This window comes from Mycobacterium asiaticum DSM 44297 (assembly GCF_000613245.1).
GTDB classification, from domain to species: Bacteria; Actinomycetota; Actinomycetes; order Mycobacteriales; family Mycobacteriaceae; genus Mycobacterium; species Mycobacterium asiaticum.
In genome coordinates, this window is record NZ_HG964937.1 from 45583 (window position 1) to 59877 (window position 14295).

The following is a 14295-nucleotide window of genomic DNA, read 5'->3' on the forward strand; positions in this document are numbered from 1 at the left end:
ATCGCCGTCCTGACCAGCGCAGATTTGTACTGCAGCGACCGGGGTATGTGTCAGGGGACTCGAAACGGCCCACAAGCGCAATGGTTAGGTTGGAAATATGCGGATTCTGGTGACAGGAGCCACCGGATATATCGGTTCGCGGCTGGTGACGGCACTGCTGGCAGAGGGCCACCAGGTGGTGGTCGCCAGTCGGAAACTGGCTCGCCTCAAGGAGTTCGGCTGGTATGGCGAGGTCACCCCGGTCGCGCTCGATGCCGCCGACCCGCTGTCGTTGAACGCGGCCTTTACTTCTGCCGCGGAGACGGGCGACCCGGTCGAGGTGGTCTATTACCTGGTGCACGGCATCGGGCAGGCCGACTTCCGCGACGCAGACCGCAAGGCCGCCGCGAACATGGCGGCGGCGGCCAAGGAGGCCGGCGTGCGCCGCATTGTCTATCTCGGCGGCTTCGTTCCCGAGGACGAGGCGCTGTCCGAACATCTGACCAGCCGGGCCGAGGTGGCCGAGGCGCTCAGTGTGGAGAACGGTCCGGAACTGGTGTGGCTGGGTGCGGCGATCATCATCGGCGCCGGATCGACGTCGTTCGAGATGCTGCGGTATGTGGCAGACCGGTTCCCGGTGATGCCGATGCCGAATTGGATGGAAAACCCGATCGATCCGATCTCCATCCGCGACGTGCTGCACTACCTCGTCGCCGCGGCCGATCCCGACCAGGTGCCTGCCGGCGCGTACGACATCGCCGGGCCGGACACCACGTCCTATCGCGGTTTGTACAAGGCGTACGCGCGCAACTCCGGCCGGTGGCGGGCCGCGTTGCCGGTGGTGGGGATCAACACCGCGCTCGCGTCGCGTGTCACCGCACTGGCGCTGCCCGTGCCGCCGGGCCTGGCCGGTGACTTGGTCGAGTCGCTGGACCACCCCATGCGGGCGTCCGGCAACGGCCTGCGCGGTCTGGTTCCCGACCCGCCGGGCGGCCTGCTGGGTGTGGACGAATCCATGGCGCTGGCGATCGCTGGTACCAAGCGGTCGGCGCGGCCCGTCAACGCGTTGGCCGATCCGCACGACCTCGCCGACACCGACCCGGGATGGGCGGGCGGCGACGCGCTGCGCATCCGTAGGCTAGCCCGCATGATCACGCCGCCCTTCGCACGCCACACACTGGGTCTGGTGAACTTGGTTCCCGGCCCAGTCGCCGGGGCGGTGCGGACCTACCTCGACGTCCTGCTGTCCCTGGCCCCGAAGGTACGCCCTGCATGAGTCAGCCGACGGCGGCTCCCTGCGCACCGCCCCACGCCACGACGCCGTTCGGCGAATTTCGCCGTGCCATCACCAATGTGGCGGTGCCGCATCACGAGTCGCCCCGCGTCATTCGGCGCCGGCGCATCATCGTCGCAATCACTCTGGTGGTCGGTGCCGCGATATTGGGCTTCTCGCTGCGAACCAAGCCGGGAGATCCCGCCTTTTACTGGCTGACGTTGACGCTGGCGGCGGTCTGGTTTCTGGGTGCGTTCATTTCTGGGCCGCTGCACCTGGGCGGCATATGTTGGCGTGGTCGTAACCAGCGTCCCGTGATCACCGGGATCGCCACCGGCTTGCTGCTCGGCGGTGTGTTCATAGTCGGTGCGCTGATCGTCCGCGAGATCACCCCGGTGGCGGCGTTGATAACCCGGGTGCTGCTGTACGCCAACCAGGGTTCGTTCTTGCTCGTCGTGCTGATCACAGTGGTGAACGGAGTCGCCGAGGAAACATTCTTCCGCGGCGCGCTCTACACGGCGTTGTGCCGGCATCATCCGCTGGTGATTTCGACGGTGCTCTACGTCCTGGCGACGATGGCCGCCGGGAACCCGATGCTGGGTTTCGCCGGAATCATTTTGGGCACGGTGAACGCTTTGCAGCGGCGAGCCACCGGCGGGATCCTGGCGCCGATGCTGACGCATTTTTTCTGGGGCCTGATCATGGTGCTGGTGCTGCCGCCCATGTTCGGTGTCTAACGCGCGTTAATCGGAAGCGGCGACATTGCTCGCCAGTGCGCGTAACGCGGCGCCATGCACGGGCCGTAGCAGCAACCAGTAGAACCGGCCGGCGATTCCGCAGGGAATCACCACTGCCCGCTGCGTGTACTTACTCCCACCGCTGTCCTGCGGGGTGACGCTGACTTCCAGCCACGTACGCACGGGTGCCCGCACCTCGGCCTGGAACCGCAGCCTGGCGCCCGGCTCACATTCTGCGATGCGCCAGCGTTGCGCCGCACCGCTGCGCCGCGGCCCGACGGGAAACCAGCGCCAGCGCCCGTCGCTCACAACGTTTTCCGCAGCCTTCCAGACGTCACCCGGGGCGGCGGAGGTGACGCGGGTCTGCTCGTCGGTGTAGACGATCTCGCCCGCCCAGTCCGGGTCACTGGGCAACGGCTCGCCGGGTTCGGACTGCAACGAGGCCCAGGTCGGCTCCGGTAGGCCGCGGCCGGCGCGGTCCAGCGCCGTCGCGACCGCCTCCCGGTAGCTGGTCAAACCGTTCGGTGGCCGCTTGATGATCGAATCAATCTCGTTGTTGCGCATCACCGCATCACATTCCAGCGACTCGACCAGCGGGCGCGCCAAGCCGGACGGGATCGGGGTCACCGTGCCGACCCACAGGCTGGCGATGGTCGGCGTCAGGAACGGCAGGACGATCATCCGGCGTCTGCTCAACCCGGCGACCTCGGCGTAAACCTGCATCATGTCGCCGTACTCCAGCACGTCTGGGCCGCCGACATCCCAGGTCCGCGAGCCGGGCACCTCGGCGGTGGCCGCCGCCACCAGGTAGTACAGGACGTCGCGGACCGCGATCGGCTGAATCTTGTTGTGCACCCATTTCGGCGTGGTCATCACCGGCAACCGGTCGGTGAGGTGCCGGATCATCTCGAACGATGCGGACCCCGAGCCGACGACTACGCCCGCTTGCAGCACGACCGTCTCGATGCCGGACTCGATGAGGCGGTCGCCCACCGCCTTGCGCGACTCGAGGTGCGGCGAGAGCCGGCTGTTGTCCGGATGCAGGCCGCCCAGATACACGATCCGGCGTACGCCAGTCCGTTTGGCCGCCGTCACCACATTGCGGACGGCGCGCTCTTCCTCGGCGGCAAAGTCTTTCGAGCCGCCCATCGAGTGGACCAGGTAGTAGACGACGTCGATCCCGTCGAAGGCCTTCACCAGCGAGTCGGCGTCGCTCAGATCGCCTTGGGCGACCTCAGCCTGGGAGCGCCAGGGTACGTCGTCCAGCTTCTCCGGTTTTCGAGCCAGCGCGCGCACCGAGTGCCCCTCGTCCAGCAGGCGCGGTGCCAATCGCGCGCCGACGTAACCGGTGGCCCCGGTCACCAGACAACGAACCCGCTCAGCCGTCACTCCCGGGGATTGCCCGGTTTAGGCCGATCTAACTCAGGAATCGGTGAAGCTGGGGGCGCGACGTTCCTGGAAGGCCTTGGTGCCCTCTTTGAAATCGGGTGCTTGCAACAGCCCGGATTGGCCTTCGAATTCGCCTTCCAGGGTGGCGTCCAGTTCGGTGAGGGTGGCGGCGTTGATCGCGCCCTTGGTCTTTGCGAAGGCCACCGCGGGACCCGACAGCAACCGGGCGATCACCTTGTCTACCTCGGCGTCGAACTCCTCGGCGGGATAGACCTCGCTCACCAGTCCCCAGGACAACGCCTCGGCGGCGGTCAAGCGCTCGGGCAGCAGGGCCATTTTCAGTGCGCGGATCCGGCCGACTGCGGCCGCGATCAGGGCCGACGCGCCGCCGTCGGGCATCAACCCGATTTTGGTGAACGCGAGCATGAAAAAAGCCTTCTCCGAAGCTAATACGACGTCACAGGCCAGCGCGATCGAGACGCCGACGCCGGCCGCCGGTCCCTGCACAACGGCCACGACCGGACGCGGCAGGGCAGTGATGGCGCGGATCAGGCGGTTGATCTCCAGGATGATCTCGTCGGGCGGCACACCGCCGCCGCCGGACATGTCGTCGGCGCTGATGCCGGCTCCGGAACTGAACCCGCGACCCGCGCCACCCAGGCGGACCACCCGCACGGCCGGGTCGGTGGCCGCGTGCTCTACGGCATCGGCCAGGCCGGTGATCACCGGGATGATCAGCGAATTGAGGCTGTCGGGCCGGTTGATGGTGAGTGAGAGCACGCCATCGGTCAGGTCGACGTCAAGACCCTCGACTGGGGCGAGAGTGGCAATTCCAGATTCGGACATGCCGTTTACATTAGGCCCCCGGGGTGCAGCGCGGCGCACCGCGGCTGCGAAGATGCAATCAACCGGTTGTTCGGCCCCTAGCGCGGGCCGAGGACGTCAGAGCGGACGAAAGGTCGGTGCTCCCATGGCGGGACCCCTGAGTGGATTGCGAGTTGTCGAACTGTCGGGGATCGGGCCGGGCCCGCACGCCGCGATGATCCTGGGAGACCTCGGCGCCGACGTGGTGCGGGTCGATCGACCGTCGGGAGCGCCGGGCGGCATCGTCAAAGACGCGATGAGCCGCAACCGCCGCGTCGTGACCGCCGACCTCAAGTCCGACGAGGGGCGCCAAGCGGTGCTCAAGCTCGTCGCCAAGGCGGACGTGCTGATCGAGGGTTACCGCCCCGGCGTCACCGAGCGCCTCGGGCTGGGGCCCGACGACTGTGCCAAGGTCAACGACCGGCTGATTTATGCCCGGATGACCGGCTGGGGGCAGACCGGCCCGCGCAGCCAGCAGGCCGGCCACGACATCAACTACATCTCCCTGAACGGCATCTTGCACTCAATCGGCCGGGTCAACGAGCGTCCGGTGCCGCCGCTGAACCTGGTCGGCGACTTCGGCGGCGGCTCGATGTTCTTGCTGCTCGGGATCCTGTCGGCGCTGTGGGAGCGGCATACCTCCGGCAAGGGTCAGGTGGTGGACGCCGCCATGGTCGACGGGTCCAGCGTGCTGGTGCAGATGATGTGGCAGATGCGGGCCTCGGGCATGTGGACCGACGTGCGCGGCACCAACATGCTCGACGGCGGCGCCCCTTACTACGACACCTACGAGTGCGCCGATGGCCGCTACGTCGCGGTCGGCGCGATCGAGCCGCAGTTCTACGCAGCGATGATCCAAGGGCTGGGACTGGACGCGGCCACGCTCCCGCCGCAGAACGACGTCGCGCGCTGGCCCGAGTTGCGCGCGGTGCTCACCGAGGCGTTCGGCGGCCGCGACCGCGACCACTGGGCCAAGGTCTTCGCGGACTCCGACGCCTGCGTGACGCCGGTGCTGGCCTTCGGGGAGGCGAACACCGAGCCGCACATCGCCGAGCGCAACACGCTGTACGAATTGGACGGCAACTTGCAACCCATGCCGGCCCCGCGGTTCTCGCGCACGCCCGCAGAGACCCCGCGCCCGGCGCAGGTGGGTGACATCGAAGCCCTTCTGAACGACTGGGTATAGTCCCAACCAACCAGTAGGTAGGGCTATGCGGCCACCCAGGTCGCCGGAGGAAGGACTCGCATGGAGATCAGGGACGCCGTTGCCGTCGTCACGGGAGGCGCGTCGGGCTTGGGTCTGGCGACTACGAAGCGTTTGCTCGACGCCGGGGCGCAGGTGGTGGTGCTTGATCTCAGGGGCGAGGAAGCTGTCCAGCAGCTGGGGGAGCGGGCACACTTCGTACAGACGAACGTCACCGACGAGGCCGGCGTCACCAAGGCGCTCGACACCGCCGAGTCCCTGGGCCCCGTGCGCATCAACGTCAACTGCGCCGGCATCGGCAACGCCATCAAGACGCTTTCCAAGGACGGCCCCTTCCCGCTGGACGGCTTCAAGAAGGTGGTCGAGGTCAACCTGATCGGGACCTTCAACGTGCTGCGGCTGGCCGCCGAGCGGATTGCCAAGACCGATCCGATCGGTCCCGAAACAAGTCCGGAGCGCGGCGTCATCATCAACACCGCATCGGTCGCGGCATTCGACGGCCAGATCGGCCAGGCCGCCTACTCGGCCTCGAAGGGCGGTGTTGTCGGCATGACGCTGCCGATCGCCCGGGACCTATCCCGCGAGCTCATCCGGGTGGTGACCATCGCGCCGGGTCTGTTCAAGACCCCGTTGCTCGGTTCGCTGCCCGAGGAAGCGCAGAAGTCGCTGGGCAAGCAGGTTCCGCACCCGGCCCGGTTGGGCGACCCGGACGAGTACGGCGCGCTGGCTCAGCACATCGTGGAGAACCCGATGCTCAACGGCGAGGTCATCCGACTCGACGGCGCCATCCGGATGGCACCGCGCTAGTCGCCTGGGGCGACAAAAAAGCCCCCCGCGATCGCGGGGGGCTTAAGCGACGACACAGGTTCGCTATCGACGGAACCAACGTGTGGCGGTCGGTTCTGCCATCAGAAGTCGTGCAATTACGCCCATGGTGTTACCTCAGCTCGCTGTCGGCAGGGGTTGCCAGTCTTCGAATTGCTCCGAGGTCTCACCTTCGACCAGCATGTCGCCGTGGTAGAGAGCCTCGAAGTCAGCCTTGATGACATCGGCACTGGTGTCGTCGATCCACATGACACTGAGCGTAAAAGCCCGCATTAAGGAATCGGTGAGTCACGATTCGGAAAATGGTGGCAATTCTTACCGGCCGGTAGGTTGCCTGGCGACGGCCGAGAGTACCCATTCGGGTTCCGGTTGAACCGTTCCAGGGCTATACCCGTAAATAGGGCACGGGTGCTGTTGGACATCTGTACGTTAGCGTGGGTAAACATCGCGATTTATCGAGGCTGCGGGGGCTCCTTCGGGATGGTTGGCGCCTGCGGCGGAGGGACACGAAATGCTGCAGTGGATCGCGCGACTGGCTCTGGCGGCACCGCGGCGGATCATCGGCATCGCCCTCCTGGTTTTCGTCGCCGCCGCGGTCTTCGGTATCCCGGTGGCCAACAGCTTGTCGCCGGGTGGTTTCCAGGACCCCCACTCCGAATCTGCCCGCGCCATCGCCACCTTGAGCGACAAGTTCGGCCAGAGCGGTCAGCAGATGATGATCCTGGTTACCGCACCCGACGGAGCGCGCAGCGAGCAGGCTCGCGCGGTGGGCACCGACCTGGCCGGACAGCTGAGCAGATCGCCGCTGGTGTACAACGTGTCGTCGGCCTGGACCGCGCCGCCGGAAGCGGCGGCCGACCTGATCAGCAAAGACGGCAAGTCCGGGCTGATCGTCGTCAACCTCAAGGGCGGCGAGAACGACGCGCAGAAGAACGCCCAGACCCTCAGCGACGACATCGTCCACGACCGGGACGGGGTCACCGTCCGGGCCGGTGGCTCGGCCATGGAGTACGCCCAGATCAACAAGCAGAACCAGGCCGACCTGCTGGTTATGGAAATGATCGCGATTCCGTTCAGCTTCCTGGTACTGGTCTGGGTGTTCGGTGGGCTGCTGGCCGCGGCGTTGCCGATGGCCCTGGGCGCACTTGCCGTCGTCGGGTCGATGTCGGTGCTCCGACTGGTCACCTTCACCACCGAGGTGTCGATCTTCGCCCTCAACTTGAGCACCGCGCTGGGCCTGGCGCTGGCCATCGACTACACGCTGCTGATCATCAGCCGCTATCGCGACGAGCTGGCCGAAGGTTGCGACCGCGACGAGGCGCTGATCCGAACGATGGCCACTTCGGGTCGCACGGTGCTGTTCTCGGCGGTCACGGTCGCGCTGTCGATGGCGGCGACGGTGGCCTTCCCGATGTACTTCCTCAAATCGTTCGCCTATGCCGGGGTCGCGACCGTCGCGTTTGTCGCAACGGCGTCCATCGTGGTGACGCCGGCGGCCATTGTGCTGATGGGCTCCCGGTTGGACGCCTTCGACGTGCGTCGCCTGGTGCGCCGGATGTTGCGCCGGCCCGAACCCGTGCACAAGCCGGTCGAGCAGTTGTTCTGGTACCGGTCGAGCAAGTTCGTGATGCGCTTTTGGCTCCCGATCGGCGCGGCGGTCGTCGCGCTGCTCCTACTGCTCGGGCTGCCGTTCGTCTCGGTCAAATGGGGTTTCCCCGACGACCGGGTGCTGCCGACGTCGGCGTCGTCGCATCAGGTCGGTGATCAGCTGCGGAACAACTTCACCCGCGACTCGGAACGGGCGGTGCCGATCGTGATGCTCGACGCCCGCGGCCTCAATCCGGCGGACCTGGACAAGTACGCGGCCGACCTGTCACTGGTTCCCGACGTGCCCGCCGTCTCCGCACCGGGCGGAACCTTCATCAATGGCAAACCGGCGGGACCGCCCGTCGGACCCACCGGAATCAAGGACGGCAGCGCACTGCTGACCGTGAGCAGCACGGCACCGTTGTTCTCGCACGCCTCCGACGAGCAGCTCCGGCGGTTGCACCAGGTGGCTCCGCCGGCCGGCCGATCGGTGGAGCTGGCGGGTGTCGCGCAGGTCAACCGGGACAGCGTCAACGCGGTGACCGACCGGTTGCCGCTGGTGCTGGGTTTGATGGCGGTGGTGACGTTCGTTCTGCTGTTCCTGCTGACCGGCAGCGTGGTGCTGCCGCTGAAGGCGCTGGTGCTCAATGTGCTGTCGTTGACGGCCGCGTTCGGTGCACTGGTGTGGATCTTCCAGGACGGCCATCTCGGGGCGATGGGCACCACTCCGAGCGGGACGCTGGTGGCGAACATGCCCGTGCTGTTGTTCTGCATCGCGTTCGGGCTGTCGATGGACTACGAGGTGTTCTTGGTCTCCAGGATCCGGGAGTACTGGTTGGCATCGGGCGCGGCGCGGCCCGCAAAGCCGACTCCCAAGGAGGCGCACGCTGCGAACGACGAGAGCGTTGCGCTCGGGGTGGCCCGCACCGGCCGGGTGATCACCGCCGCGGCGTTAGTCATGTCGATGTCGTTCGCCGCTTTGATCGCTGCGCACGTGTCGTTCATGCGGATGTTCGGGCTGGGGCTGACGCTGGCGGTAATCGCCGATGCCACCCTGGTGCGCATGGTCCTGGTCCCGGCTTTCATGCACGTCATGGGTCGCTGGAACTGGTGGGCGCCCAAGCCGTTGGTGTGGCTGCACGAGCGGTTCGGTATCAGCGAGGGCGGGGCTTTCGAGAGCTCCCATCGCGCGGGTCCGGCCGCCGAGAGTGAATCCGGCGCGACCAAGGTTCCGGGTGGGCGCAACGGGCAGGAGATCCACGCTTCGGTGACGCGCAATGGCTGAGGTGCAGAACCCGTTCTTCGCCCGGGTGTGGCCGGTGTTCGCCGCCCACGAGGCCGAATCGGTTCGCGCCCTGCGCCGGGAGAATCTGGCCGGGCTGTCCGGTCGGGTGCTCGAAGTCGGTGCAGGTAGCGGGACGAACTTCGCCTATTACCCCGACACCGTCATGCAGGTGGTCGCCGTGGAGCCCGAACCGCGCCTGGTGGCAAAAGCCAGGGCAGCGGCGGCGGACGCTCCCATTCCGGTAGAAGTGACCAGCGTCGCGGCCGAGGAGTTCAGCGACGGGGAAGTGTTCGACGCGGTGGTCTGTTCGCTGGTCCTGTGCTCGGTGCACGACCAGGTTGCGGTGCTGCGCCGGCTGCGCGCCCTGTTGCGACCTGGCGGGGAGCTGCGCTTCCTAGAGCACATCGCCAGTGCGGGTGGCCGGGGCCGACTGCAGCGATTGGCCGACGCCACGATCTGGCCGCGAATGCTGGGTAACTGCCACACGCACCGCGACACCGAACGCTCGATCGTCGACGCCGGCTTCGAGATCGCCGAGTCACGCCATGAATGGACGTTGCCGGCGTGGGTGCCGCTGCCTGTTTCGGAGCTGGCGCTGGGCCGCGCGCGGCGGCCCTGAACCCGCTACTTCAACAGGGCCGGCAAGCGTTCCAGCAGCCCGGGCAACGCCGTGCTCGCCGACTCCCGGATGCTGAGGTTGACGCTGCTGGTCAACGGGGTGGGCTCCGGATTGACCTCGATCACCGGTATGCCGCGGGCCACCGCGAGCTCGGGTAGTCCGGCTGCCGGGTAGACCACGGCCGACGTGCCGACCACCACCACCAGGTCGGCGGTCTCGGTAGCCTCGACCGCGCTCTGCCACGGCCCCTGGGGCAGCATTTCGCCGAACCACACGATGTCCGGCCGGATCAGCCCGCCGCAGCGACACACCGGCGGCTCCACCTCGATGGCGGCTTCGGTCATCACCGGCAACGGCTCGCTGTAGCGCGTATTGCAACGCGCACAACGGAATTCGAACAGGCTGCCGTGCAGGTGATGGACCGTCGCGCTGCCGGCGCGCTCGTGCAGATCATCGACGTTCTGGGTGACGACGGTGACGTCTGCGACCGCCGGGTGGTCCTGCCACTGCGCAATCGCCCGGTGACCCTCGTTGGGCTGGACGTCGGCCACCAGGTAGTGGCGCCACAGGTACCAACCCCACACGCGTTCGGGGTTGCTTTCCCAGCCCTGAACACTGGACAGCTCGTAGGGATCGAAGCGGGCCCATAGACCGTTCTTGTCGTCGCGAAAGGTCGGCACTCCGCTTTCCGCGGAGATTCCCGCGCCGCTAAGCACCACCACTCGCATCCCACAAACATAGCTGTGCGTGGGCAATACTGGTTATGTGGAGTTGCGCGATTTGTTGAAGGTCGACGTCAAGGCAGGCAAGCCGCTGTTCGACCAGCTCAGAACCCAGGTGATCGACGGTGTCCGCGCGGGTTCGCTACCGCCTGGCACCCGGTTGCCGACGGTGCGTGACCTGGCCGGCCAGTTGGGCGTGGCCGCCAATACCGTTGCGCGCGCCTACCGCGAACTCGAATCCGCGGCCATCGTCGAAACCCGCGGCCGCTTCGGCACTTTCATCTCCCGTTTCGACCCCACCGATGCCGCGATGGCGGCCGCCGCCAAGGAATACGTCGAAGTTGCCAGGGCACTGGGGCTGACCAAGTCCGACGCCATGCGCTACTTGACCAGCGTGCCGGACGACTAGAACTCCCGCCTAGAACTCCAAGACGGTCAGATTCGGGCGCACCGGGTCCAACAGCGAAACGCGGTAAATAGCCGTCATCGCGGTGTTGAGGAGCAGACCACGGCCCGGGGGCAGACGGACGTCGCGGACGGCGGTGACGCCCGGCACGATGTGCAACAGATTTGCGGCCTCTGCGACGGACAGGCTGAACGGCATCGTCGGCACCGTGTATCGCAGCGACGTGCGCAAGCCCACCCGGGTCCACATGGTGAACCAGCGCGGCGGCAGGTCGAACATCATCTGCCCACCGGGAAAGCGTTTGGCGCACTCGGTGATCAACTCCATGGACTGCTCGGGCTGCAAATACATCAGCAACCCCTCGGCGGTGATGAACACCCCTTCAGACGGGTCGACGGCGTCCATCCAGCTGTAATCCAGCGCCGACTGCGCGCGCACCGATATCCGCGGCGATGCCGGGAGCAGCTGCGCCCTGATGTCGATGATCGGCGGTAAATCCACTGTGAGCCAACGGAATTGTCCCTCGGGTAGCGCCGCGTCCAGCCGCCAGAAGCTGGTTTGCAGTCCTTCGGCCAGCGCCACCACCGTCGCCGAGGGGTGATCGCTGAGGTAGGCCTGGGCCTCGCTGTCGAAAGCCCGCGCCCGCAGCGCGATGTCCTGGCCAGTGCGGCCGAACTTGGCGAAGTCGAAGTCGATCGCATCGACCAGGGCGACCGCCATCGGATCCTCGATGATGGCATCGGGACGGCGCGCCTCGCTGGCCCTGGCGTTCAGCGTCAGCAGTGCCGTCTCGGAGACGCCGGTCAGATCGACCTTGTGCGGTTGGCGTTCGGGCTCGCTCATTTCAGTACCTTAGCCAGCGTGCGCAGATTGCGAGTCGTGGTCGACGCCTTGTAGCGCTTCTTGCCCATGGTCCCTCCGATGGTGCTGTCCAGGGTGCTGCCCTTGGGCACCTGCCAGTAGATGACGCCCTCGCCGCGCTGGATCCGCTCTCGGGGCCCGGCAGTGAGTTCGGCGAGTTCGTCGAGCACGTCGGCGTCGGTGACGAAGGTGATGTAGGACTGGTATCCGTCGACCTCGCGCTCGAACGGATATGCGTGATCGATGTTGCGCACCGTCTCGATGTCGTAGGCAAGCACCCACGCGTCGTACCCGAACCGCTCCCGCAGCGCGGCCTCTGCTTTCTTGCGTACCGCCTCGACACCCGAGTCCGACTCCAGCAGCACATTGCCGCTGGCCAGGATCGTGCGTACGTTCTTGAACCCAGCCTTGGTCAACGCGTCGGCGACCTCGGCCATCTTCAGGTTGACGCCCCCGACGTTGACGCCGCGCAAGAATCCCGCGTACTTGGTCATGAATCGATTGCAGCAGCCCGTCGGAGAATGATGCAACGCGACGTAGGCTTTCGGCATGGGACGCCAAGTCTTCGACGACAAGTTGTTGGCCGTGATCAGTTGCAACTCGATCGGGGTGCTGGCCACCATCAAGCGGGACGGACGCCCCCAGTTGTCGAACGTGCAGTATCACTTCGACGCGCGGAATCTGGTGTTGCAGGTGTCCGTCACCGAGCCGCGCGCCAAGACGCGCAACCTGCGGCGCGATCCGCGGGCATCGCTTCTGGTGGACGCCGACGACGGTTGGTCGTATGCCGTCGCCGAGGGTATTGCCGAGCTGACCCCGCCGGCCGCCGCGCCGGGTGACGATACCGTCGAGGCGCTGATTGCCTTGTATCGCAACATCGCTGGCGAACATCCGGACTGGGACGAGTATCGCGAGGCCATGGTGACCGACCGGCGCGTGTTGCTGACGCTGCCGATATCGCATGTCTACGGCATGCCACCCGGCAGGAGATAGGCTGCTGGGCATGGCTGAATCGAATGCCCCGGAAAGCGAGTCCGCGGAGGACGAGAACAAGCGCAAATTCCGGGAGGCTCTGGAGCGCAAGACGGCCAAATCGTCGGGCGGCTCGGACCACAAGGACGGCGGCGGCAAACAGTCGCGGGCGCACGGTGCCGTGGGAAACCGCCGGGAGTTTCGCCGCAAGAGCGGCTAAAAGCGTTGCAGGATAGCTGACTTCGCCGCAGACCCGATGCTGCGGCGATGGTCCGAACGGACGGTTCTACACTGATTGCGTGCCGAAACTGCAGCTTGTCCAAGAACCGGCCGCCGACGCTTTGCTGGACGCCAATCCCTTCGCGTTGCTAGTCGGCATGTTGCTCGATCAGCAGGTCCCGATGGAGACGGCGTTCGCCGGGCCCAAGAAGATCGCCGACCGGATGGGCGGCATCGACGCGGCCGACATCGCCGAGTACGACCCGGACAAGTTCGCCGCGCTGTGCTCGGAAAAGCCTGCCATCCATCGCTTTCCGGGGTCGATGGCCAAGCGCATCCAAACCCTCGCCCAGATCATCGTGGACCGCTACGACGGGGACGCGGCGGCGCTGTGGACCGCCGGCGATCCTGACGGCAAAGAGGTCTTGCGGCGTCTCAAAGCCTTGCCCGGTTTCGGCGAGCAGAAGGCCCAGATCTTCTTGGCTTTGCTCGGCAAGCAATACGGCGTGACCCCGAAGGGCTGGCGGTCCGCGGCGGGCGAGTTCGGCAAATCGGGCACCCACATTTCGGTCGCCGACATCGTCGATGCCGAATCGCTGGGGCGGGTGCGGTCGTACAAGAAACAAATGAAAGCCGAAGCCAAAGGAAAGGCGACAACGTGAAGACACACATAACCTGTCCGTGTGGCGAGGCCATTGTCGGCAAGGACGAGGACGAGCTGGTCGAACTGACGCAGGCGCACCTCGCCAGCGTTCATCCCGGTCTGGAGTACGACCGGGACGCCATTCTGTTCATGGCCTACTAGCGCTGTAGCCGCGAGCTAGCCAGCTGCCGCGAGCGCGCCCTTCGAGAGCCGCGAAGGTGCGCAGATGCACAGCGACACGCCGGTGCGGCTGGCATTCTGCGCACGCTCGCGCTGGAGGTGAGCGTCGCTAGGGCACCACGGTCGAGCCGATGGTGGGCATGAACTGGCACTGACGGTCCTTGGTGGTGACCTGGCCGAAAATCGTCGACATGATGCTGCCCGAACCGGTGTCGACGATCGCGGTCAGCGTGGTCGGCCCGTCCCCGTTGATGTCGGTGCGCGGCTTGAGGGTGGCAGTCCCCGACTTGCCGGTGGTCAGGTTGACCCAGGTGACGTTCAGCGGCAGCCGCTGCACCTCTGCGGGACCTGGGGTGCCGACGGCGGTGAACACGTAGGCGGTCTGGCCGGCGCCGGGGCCGGGCGTCGGGATGGTGGCCGGCCCGGCCACTGACAGCGCGGTCGCCAGGGCGCTGGTGCCATCGGCAAGGCAATTGGTGCCGATCGAGGGGTACATGAAGTCCTGCGTGGGCGGGGCGTCCGGGCCGAAC

18 protein-coding genes are annotated in these 14295 nt (G+C 66.5%); 11 read left to right on the forward strand and 7 right to left on the reverse strand.

The window, feature by feature from the left end; genetic code table 11:
* The first annotated feature begins 97 nt into the window (after nucleotides 1-97).
* Entirely contained in the window at nucleotides 98-1255 is a 1158-nt protein-coding gene (locus BN972_RS10790; protein ID WP_036357436.1) for an NAD(P)H-binding protein, read from the forward strand.
* Nucleotides 1252-1989 carry a CPBP family intramembrane glutamic endopeptidase gene (locus BN972_RS10795; protein WP_036357439.1) on the forward strand — a complete coding sequence of 246 codons (738 nt, stop codon included), beginning with the start codon at nucleotides 1252-1254 and terminating at the stop codon, nucleotides 1987-1989. The genes BN972_RS10790 and BN972_RS10795 overlap by 4 nt, the downstream gene beginning before the upstream one ends.
* Nucleotides 1990-1995: 6 nt before the next feature.
* Here BN972_RS10795 and BN972_RS10800 read toward each other — a convergent pair whose 3' ends face one another.
* Together BN972_RS10800 and BN972_RS10805 are read right to left on the reverse strand one after the other, a co-directional pair.
* A complete protein-coding gene (locus tag BN972_RS10800) occupies nucleotides 1996-3378 on the reverse strand; it encodes a DUF2867 domain-containing protein (protein WP_036357442.1) in 1383 nt (460 codons plus the stop codon).
* Between the two features lie 33 nt (nucleotides 3379-3411).
* Nucleotides 3412-4224, reverse strand: a complete 813-nt coding sequence (locus BN972_RS10805) for an enoyl-CoA hydratase (protein ID WP_036357445.1) — start codon at nucleotides 4222-4224, stop codon at nucleotides 3412-3414.
* A 124-nt stretch (nucleotides 4225-4348) separates the two neighbouring features.
* On the opposite strand from BN972_RS10805, the gene BN972_RS10810 reads away from it, so the two are divergent.
* On the forward strand, nucleotides 4349-5428 hold the full coding sequence (locus BN972_RS10810) for a CaiB/BaiF CoA transferase family protein (RefSeq protein WP_036357448.1): 1080 nt from the start codon (nucleotides 4349-4351) through the stop codon (nucleotides 5426-5428).
* 60 nt (nucleotides 5429-5488) lie between these two features.
* A complete protein-coding gene (locus BN972_RS10815; protein ID WP_036357450.1) occupies nucleotides 5489-6253 on the forward strand; it encodes a 3-hydroxyacyl-CoA dehydrogenase in 765 nt (254 codons plus the stop codon).
* A 135-nt stretch (nucleotides 6254-6388) separates the two neighbouring features.
* Here BN972_RS10815 and BN972_RS30810 read toward each other — a convergent pair whose 3' ends face one another.
* Nucleotides 6389-6520, reverse strand: coding sequence for a hypothetical protein (locus tag BN972_RS30810; RefSeq protein WP_142277073.1), 132 nt, complete (start codon nucleotides 6518-6520; stop codon nucleotides 6389-6391).
* Between the two features lie 262 nt (nucleotides 6521-6782).
* Between BN972_RS30810 and BN972_RS10820 the strand changes: the two genes are divergently transcribed.
* Nucleotides 6783-9143 (forward strand): MMPL family transporter, encoded by a 2361-nt coding sequence (locus BN972_RS10820; protein WP_036357453.1) that lies wholly within the window; start codon nucleotides 6783-6785, stop codon nucleotides 9141-9143.
* Nucleotides 9136-9762: a methyltransferase domain-containing protein gene (locus BN972_RS10825; protein ID WP_036357456.1), complete on the forward strand. Its 627-nt coding sequence runs from the start codon at nucleotides 9136-9138 to the stop codon at nucleotides 9760-9762. The genes BN972_RS10820 and BN972_RS10825 overlap by 8 nt, the downstream gene beginning before the upstream one ends.
* Before the next feature lie 5 nt (nucleotides 9763-9767).
* On the opposite strand, the gene BN972_RS10830 is transcribed toward BN972_RS10825, so the two are convergent.
* Nucleotides 9768-10490, reverse strand: a complete 723-nt coding sequence (locus tag BN972_RS10830) for an NAD-dependent deacylase (RefSeq protein ID WP_036357459.1) — start codon at nucleotides 10488-10490, stop codon at nucleotides 9768-9770.
* Nucleotides 10491-10527: 37 nt separating this feature from the next.
* Here BN972_RS10830 and BN972_RS10835 point away from each other — a divergent pair, with 37 nt between their 5' ends.
* A complete protein-coding gene (locus tag BN972_RS10835; RefSeq protein ID WP_036357462.1) occupies nucleotides 10528-10893 on the forward strand; it encodes a GntR family transcriptional regulator in 366 nt (121 codons plus the stop codon).
* Nucleotides 10894-10902: 9 nt separating this feature from the next.
* Here the strand turns inward: BN972_RS10835 and BN972_RS10840 are convergent, their stop codons facing one another.
* Nucleotides 10903-11733: a class I SAM-dependent methyltransferase gene (locus BN972_RS10840; protein ID WP_036357465.1), complete on the reverse strand. Its 831-nt coding sequence runs from the start codon at nucleotides 11731-11733 to the stop codon at nucleotides 10903-10905.
* The gene (locus BN972_RS10845) at nucleotides 11730-12245 is read right to left on the reverse strand and encodes a DUF1697 domain-containing protein (protein WP_036357467.1); all 516 of its coding nucleotides are present in this window, start codon (nucleotides 12243-12245) and stop codon (nucleotides 11730-11732) included. Before BN972_RS10845 ends, BN972_RS10840 begins: the two co-directional genes overlap by 4 nt.
* 55 nt (nucleotides 12246-12300) lie before the next feature.
* Between BN972_RS10845 and BN972_RS10850 the strand changes: the two genes are divergently transcribed.
* The 4 genes from BN972_RS10850 (at nucleotide 12301) to BN972_RS28215 (ending at nucleotide 13747) form a co-directional block, all read left to right on the forward strand.
* Nucleotides 12301-12744: a PPOX class F420-dependent oxidoreductase gene (locus tag BN972_RS10850; RefSeq protein WP_036357470.1), complete on the forward strand. Its 444-nt coding sequence runs from the start codon at nucleotides 12301-12303 to the stop codon at nucleotides 12742-12744.
* Between the two features lie 10 nt (nucleotides 12745-12754).
* On the forward strand, nucleotides 12755-12943 hold the full coding sequence (locus BN972_RS10855) for a DUF5302 domain-containing protein (RefSeq protein WP_036357473.1): 189 nt from the start codon (nucleotides 12755-12757) through the stop codon (nucleotides 12941-12943).
* A gap of 79 nt (nucleotides 12944-13022) precedes the next feature.
* Complete coding sequence (locus BN972_RS10860; protein ID WP_036357476.1) at nucleotides 13023-13604, forward strand: HhH-GPD-type base excision DNA repair protein; 582 nt, start codon at nucleotides 13023-13025, stop codon at nucleotides 13602-13604.
* A complete protein-coding gene (locus BN972_RS28215) occupies nucleotides 13601-13747 on the forward strand; it encodes a hypothetical protein (RefSeq protein WP_003875447.1) in 147 nt (48 codons plus the stop codon). The genes BN972_RS10860 and BN972_RS28215 overlap by 4 nt, the downstream gene beginning before the upstream one ends.
* A gap of 127 nt (nucleotides 13748-13874) precedes the next feature.
* Here BN972_RS28215 and BN972_RS30300 read toward each other — a convergent pair.
* Nucleotides 13875-14295 (reverse strand): Rv1157c family protein (locus BN972_RS30300; RefSeq protein WP_455709859.1); only part of this gene is annotated, 421 nt, incomplete at its 5' end.

Excerpts from the sequence above, each read along its gene's own strand:
- BN972_RS10790 (WP_036357436.1), top strand. The coding sequence starts at position 98 with ATGCGGATTCTGGTGACAGGAGCCACCGGATATATCGGTTCGCGGCTG.
- BN972_RS10795 (WP_036357439.1), top strand. The coding sequence starts at position 1,252 with ATGAGTCAGCCGACGGCGGCTCCCTGCGCACCGCCCCACGCCACGACG.
- BN972_RS10805 (WP_036357445.1), bottom strand. The coding sequence starts at position 4,224 with ATGTCCGAATCTGGAATTGCCACTCTCGCCCCAGTCGAGGGTCTTGAC.
- BN972_RS10810 (WP_036357448.1), top strand. The coding sequence starts at position 4,349 with ATGGCGGGACCCCTGAGTGGATTGCGAGTTGTCGAACTGTCGGGGATC.
- BN972_RS10815 (WP_036357450.1), top strand. The coding sequence starts at position 5,489 with ATGGAGATCAGGGACGCCGTTGCCGTCGTCACGGGAGGCGCGTCGGGC.
- BN972_RS30810 (WP_142277073.1), bottom strand. The coding sequence starts at position 6,520 with ATGTGGATCGACGACACCAGTGCCGATGTCATCAAGGCTGACTTCGAG.
- BN972_RS10820 (WP_036357453.1), top strand. The coding sequence starts at position 6,783 with ATGCTGCAGTGGATCGCGCGACTGGCTCTGGCGGCACCGCGGCGGATC.
- BN972_RS10825 (WP_036357456.1), top strand. The coding sequence starts at position 9,136 with ATGGCTGAGGTGCAGAACCCGTTCTTCGCCCGGGTGTGGCCGGTGTTC.
- BN972_RS10830 (WP_036357459.1), bottom strand. The coding sequence starts at position 10,490 with ATGCGAGTGGTGGTGCTTAGCGGCGCGGGAATCTCCGCGGAAAGCGGA.
- BN972_RS10840 (WP_036357465.1), bottom strand. The coding sequence starts at position 11,733 with ATGAGCGAGCCCGAACGCCAACCGCACAAGGTCGATCTGACCGGCGTC.
- BN972_RS10845 (WP_036357467.1), bottom strand. The coding sequence starts at position 12,245 with ATGACCAAGTACGCGGGATTCTTGCGCGGCGTCAACGTCGGGGGCGTC.
- BN972_RS10850 (WP_036357470.1), top strand. The coding sequence starts at position 12,301 with ATGGGACGCCAAGTCTTCGACGACAAGTTGTTGGCCGTGATCAGTTGC.
- BN972_RS10855 (WP_036357473.1), top strand. The coding sequence starts at position 12,755 with ATGGCTGAATCGAATGCCCCGGAAAGCGAGTCCGCGGAGGACGAGAAC.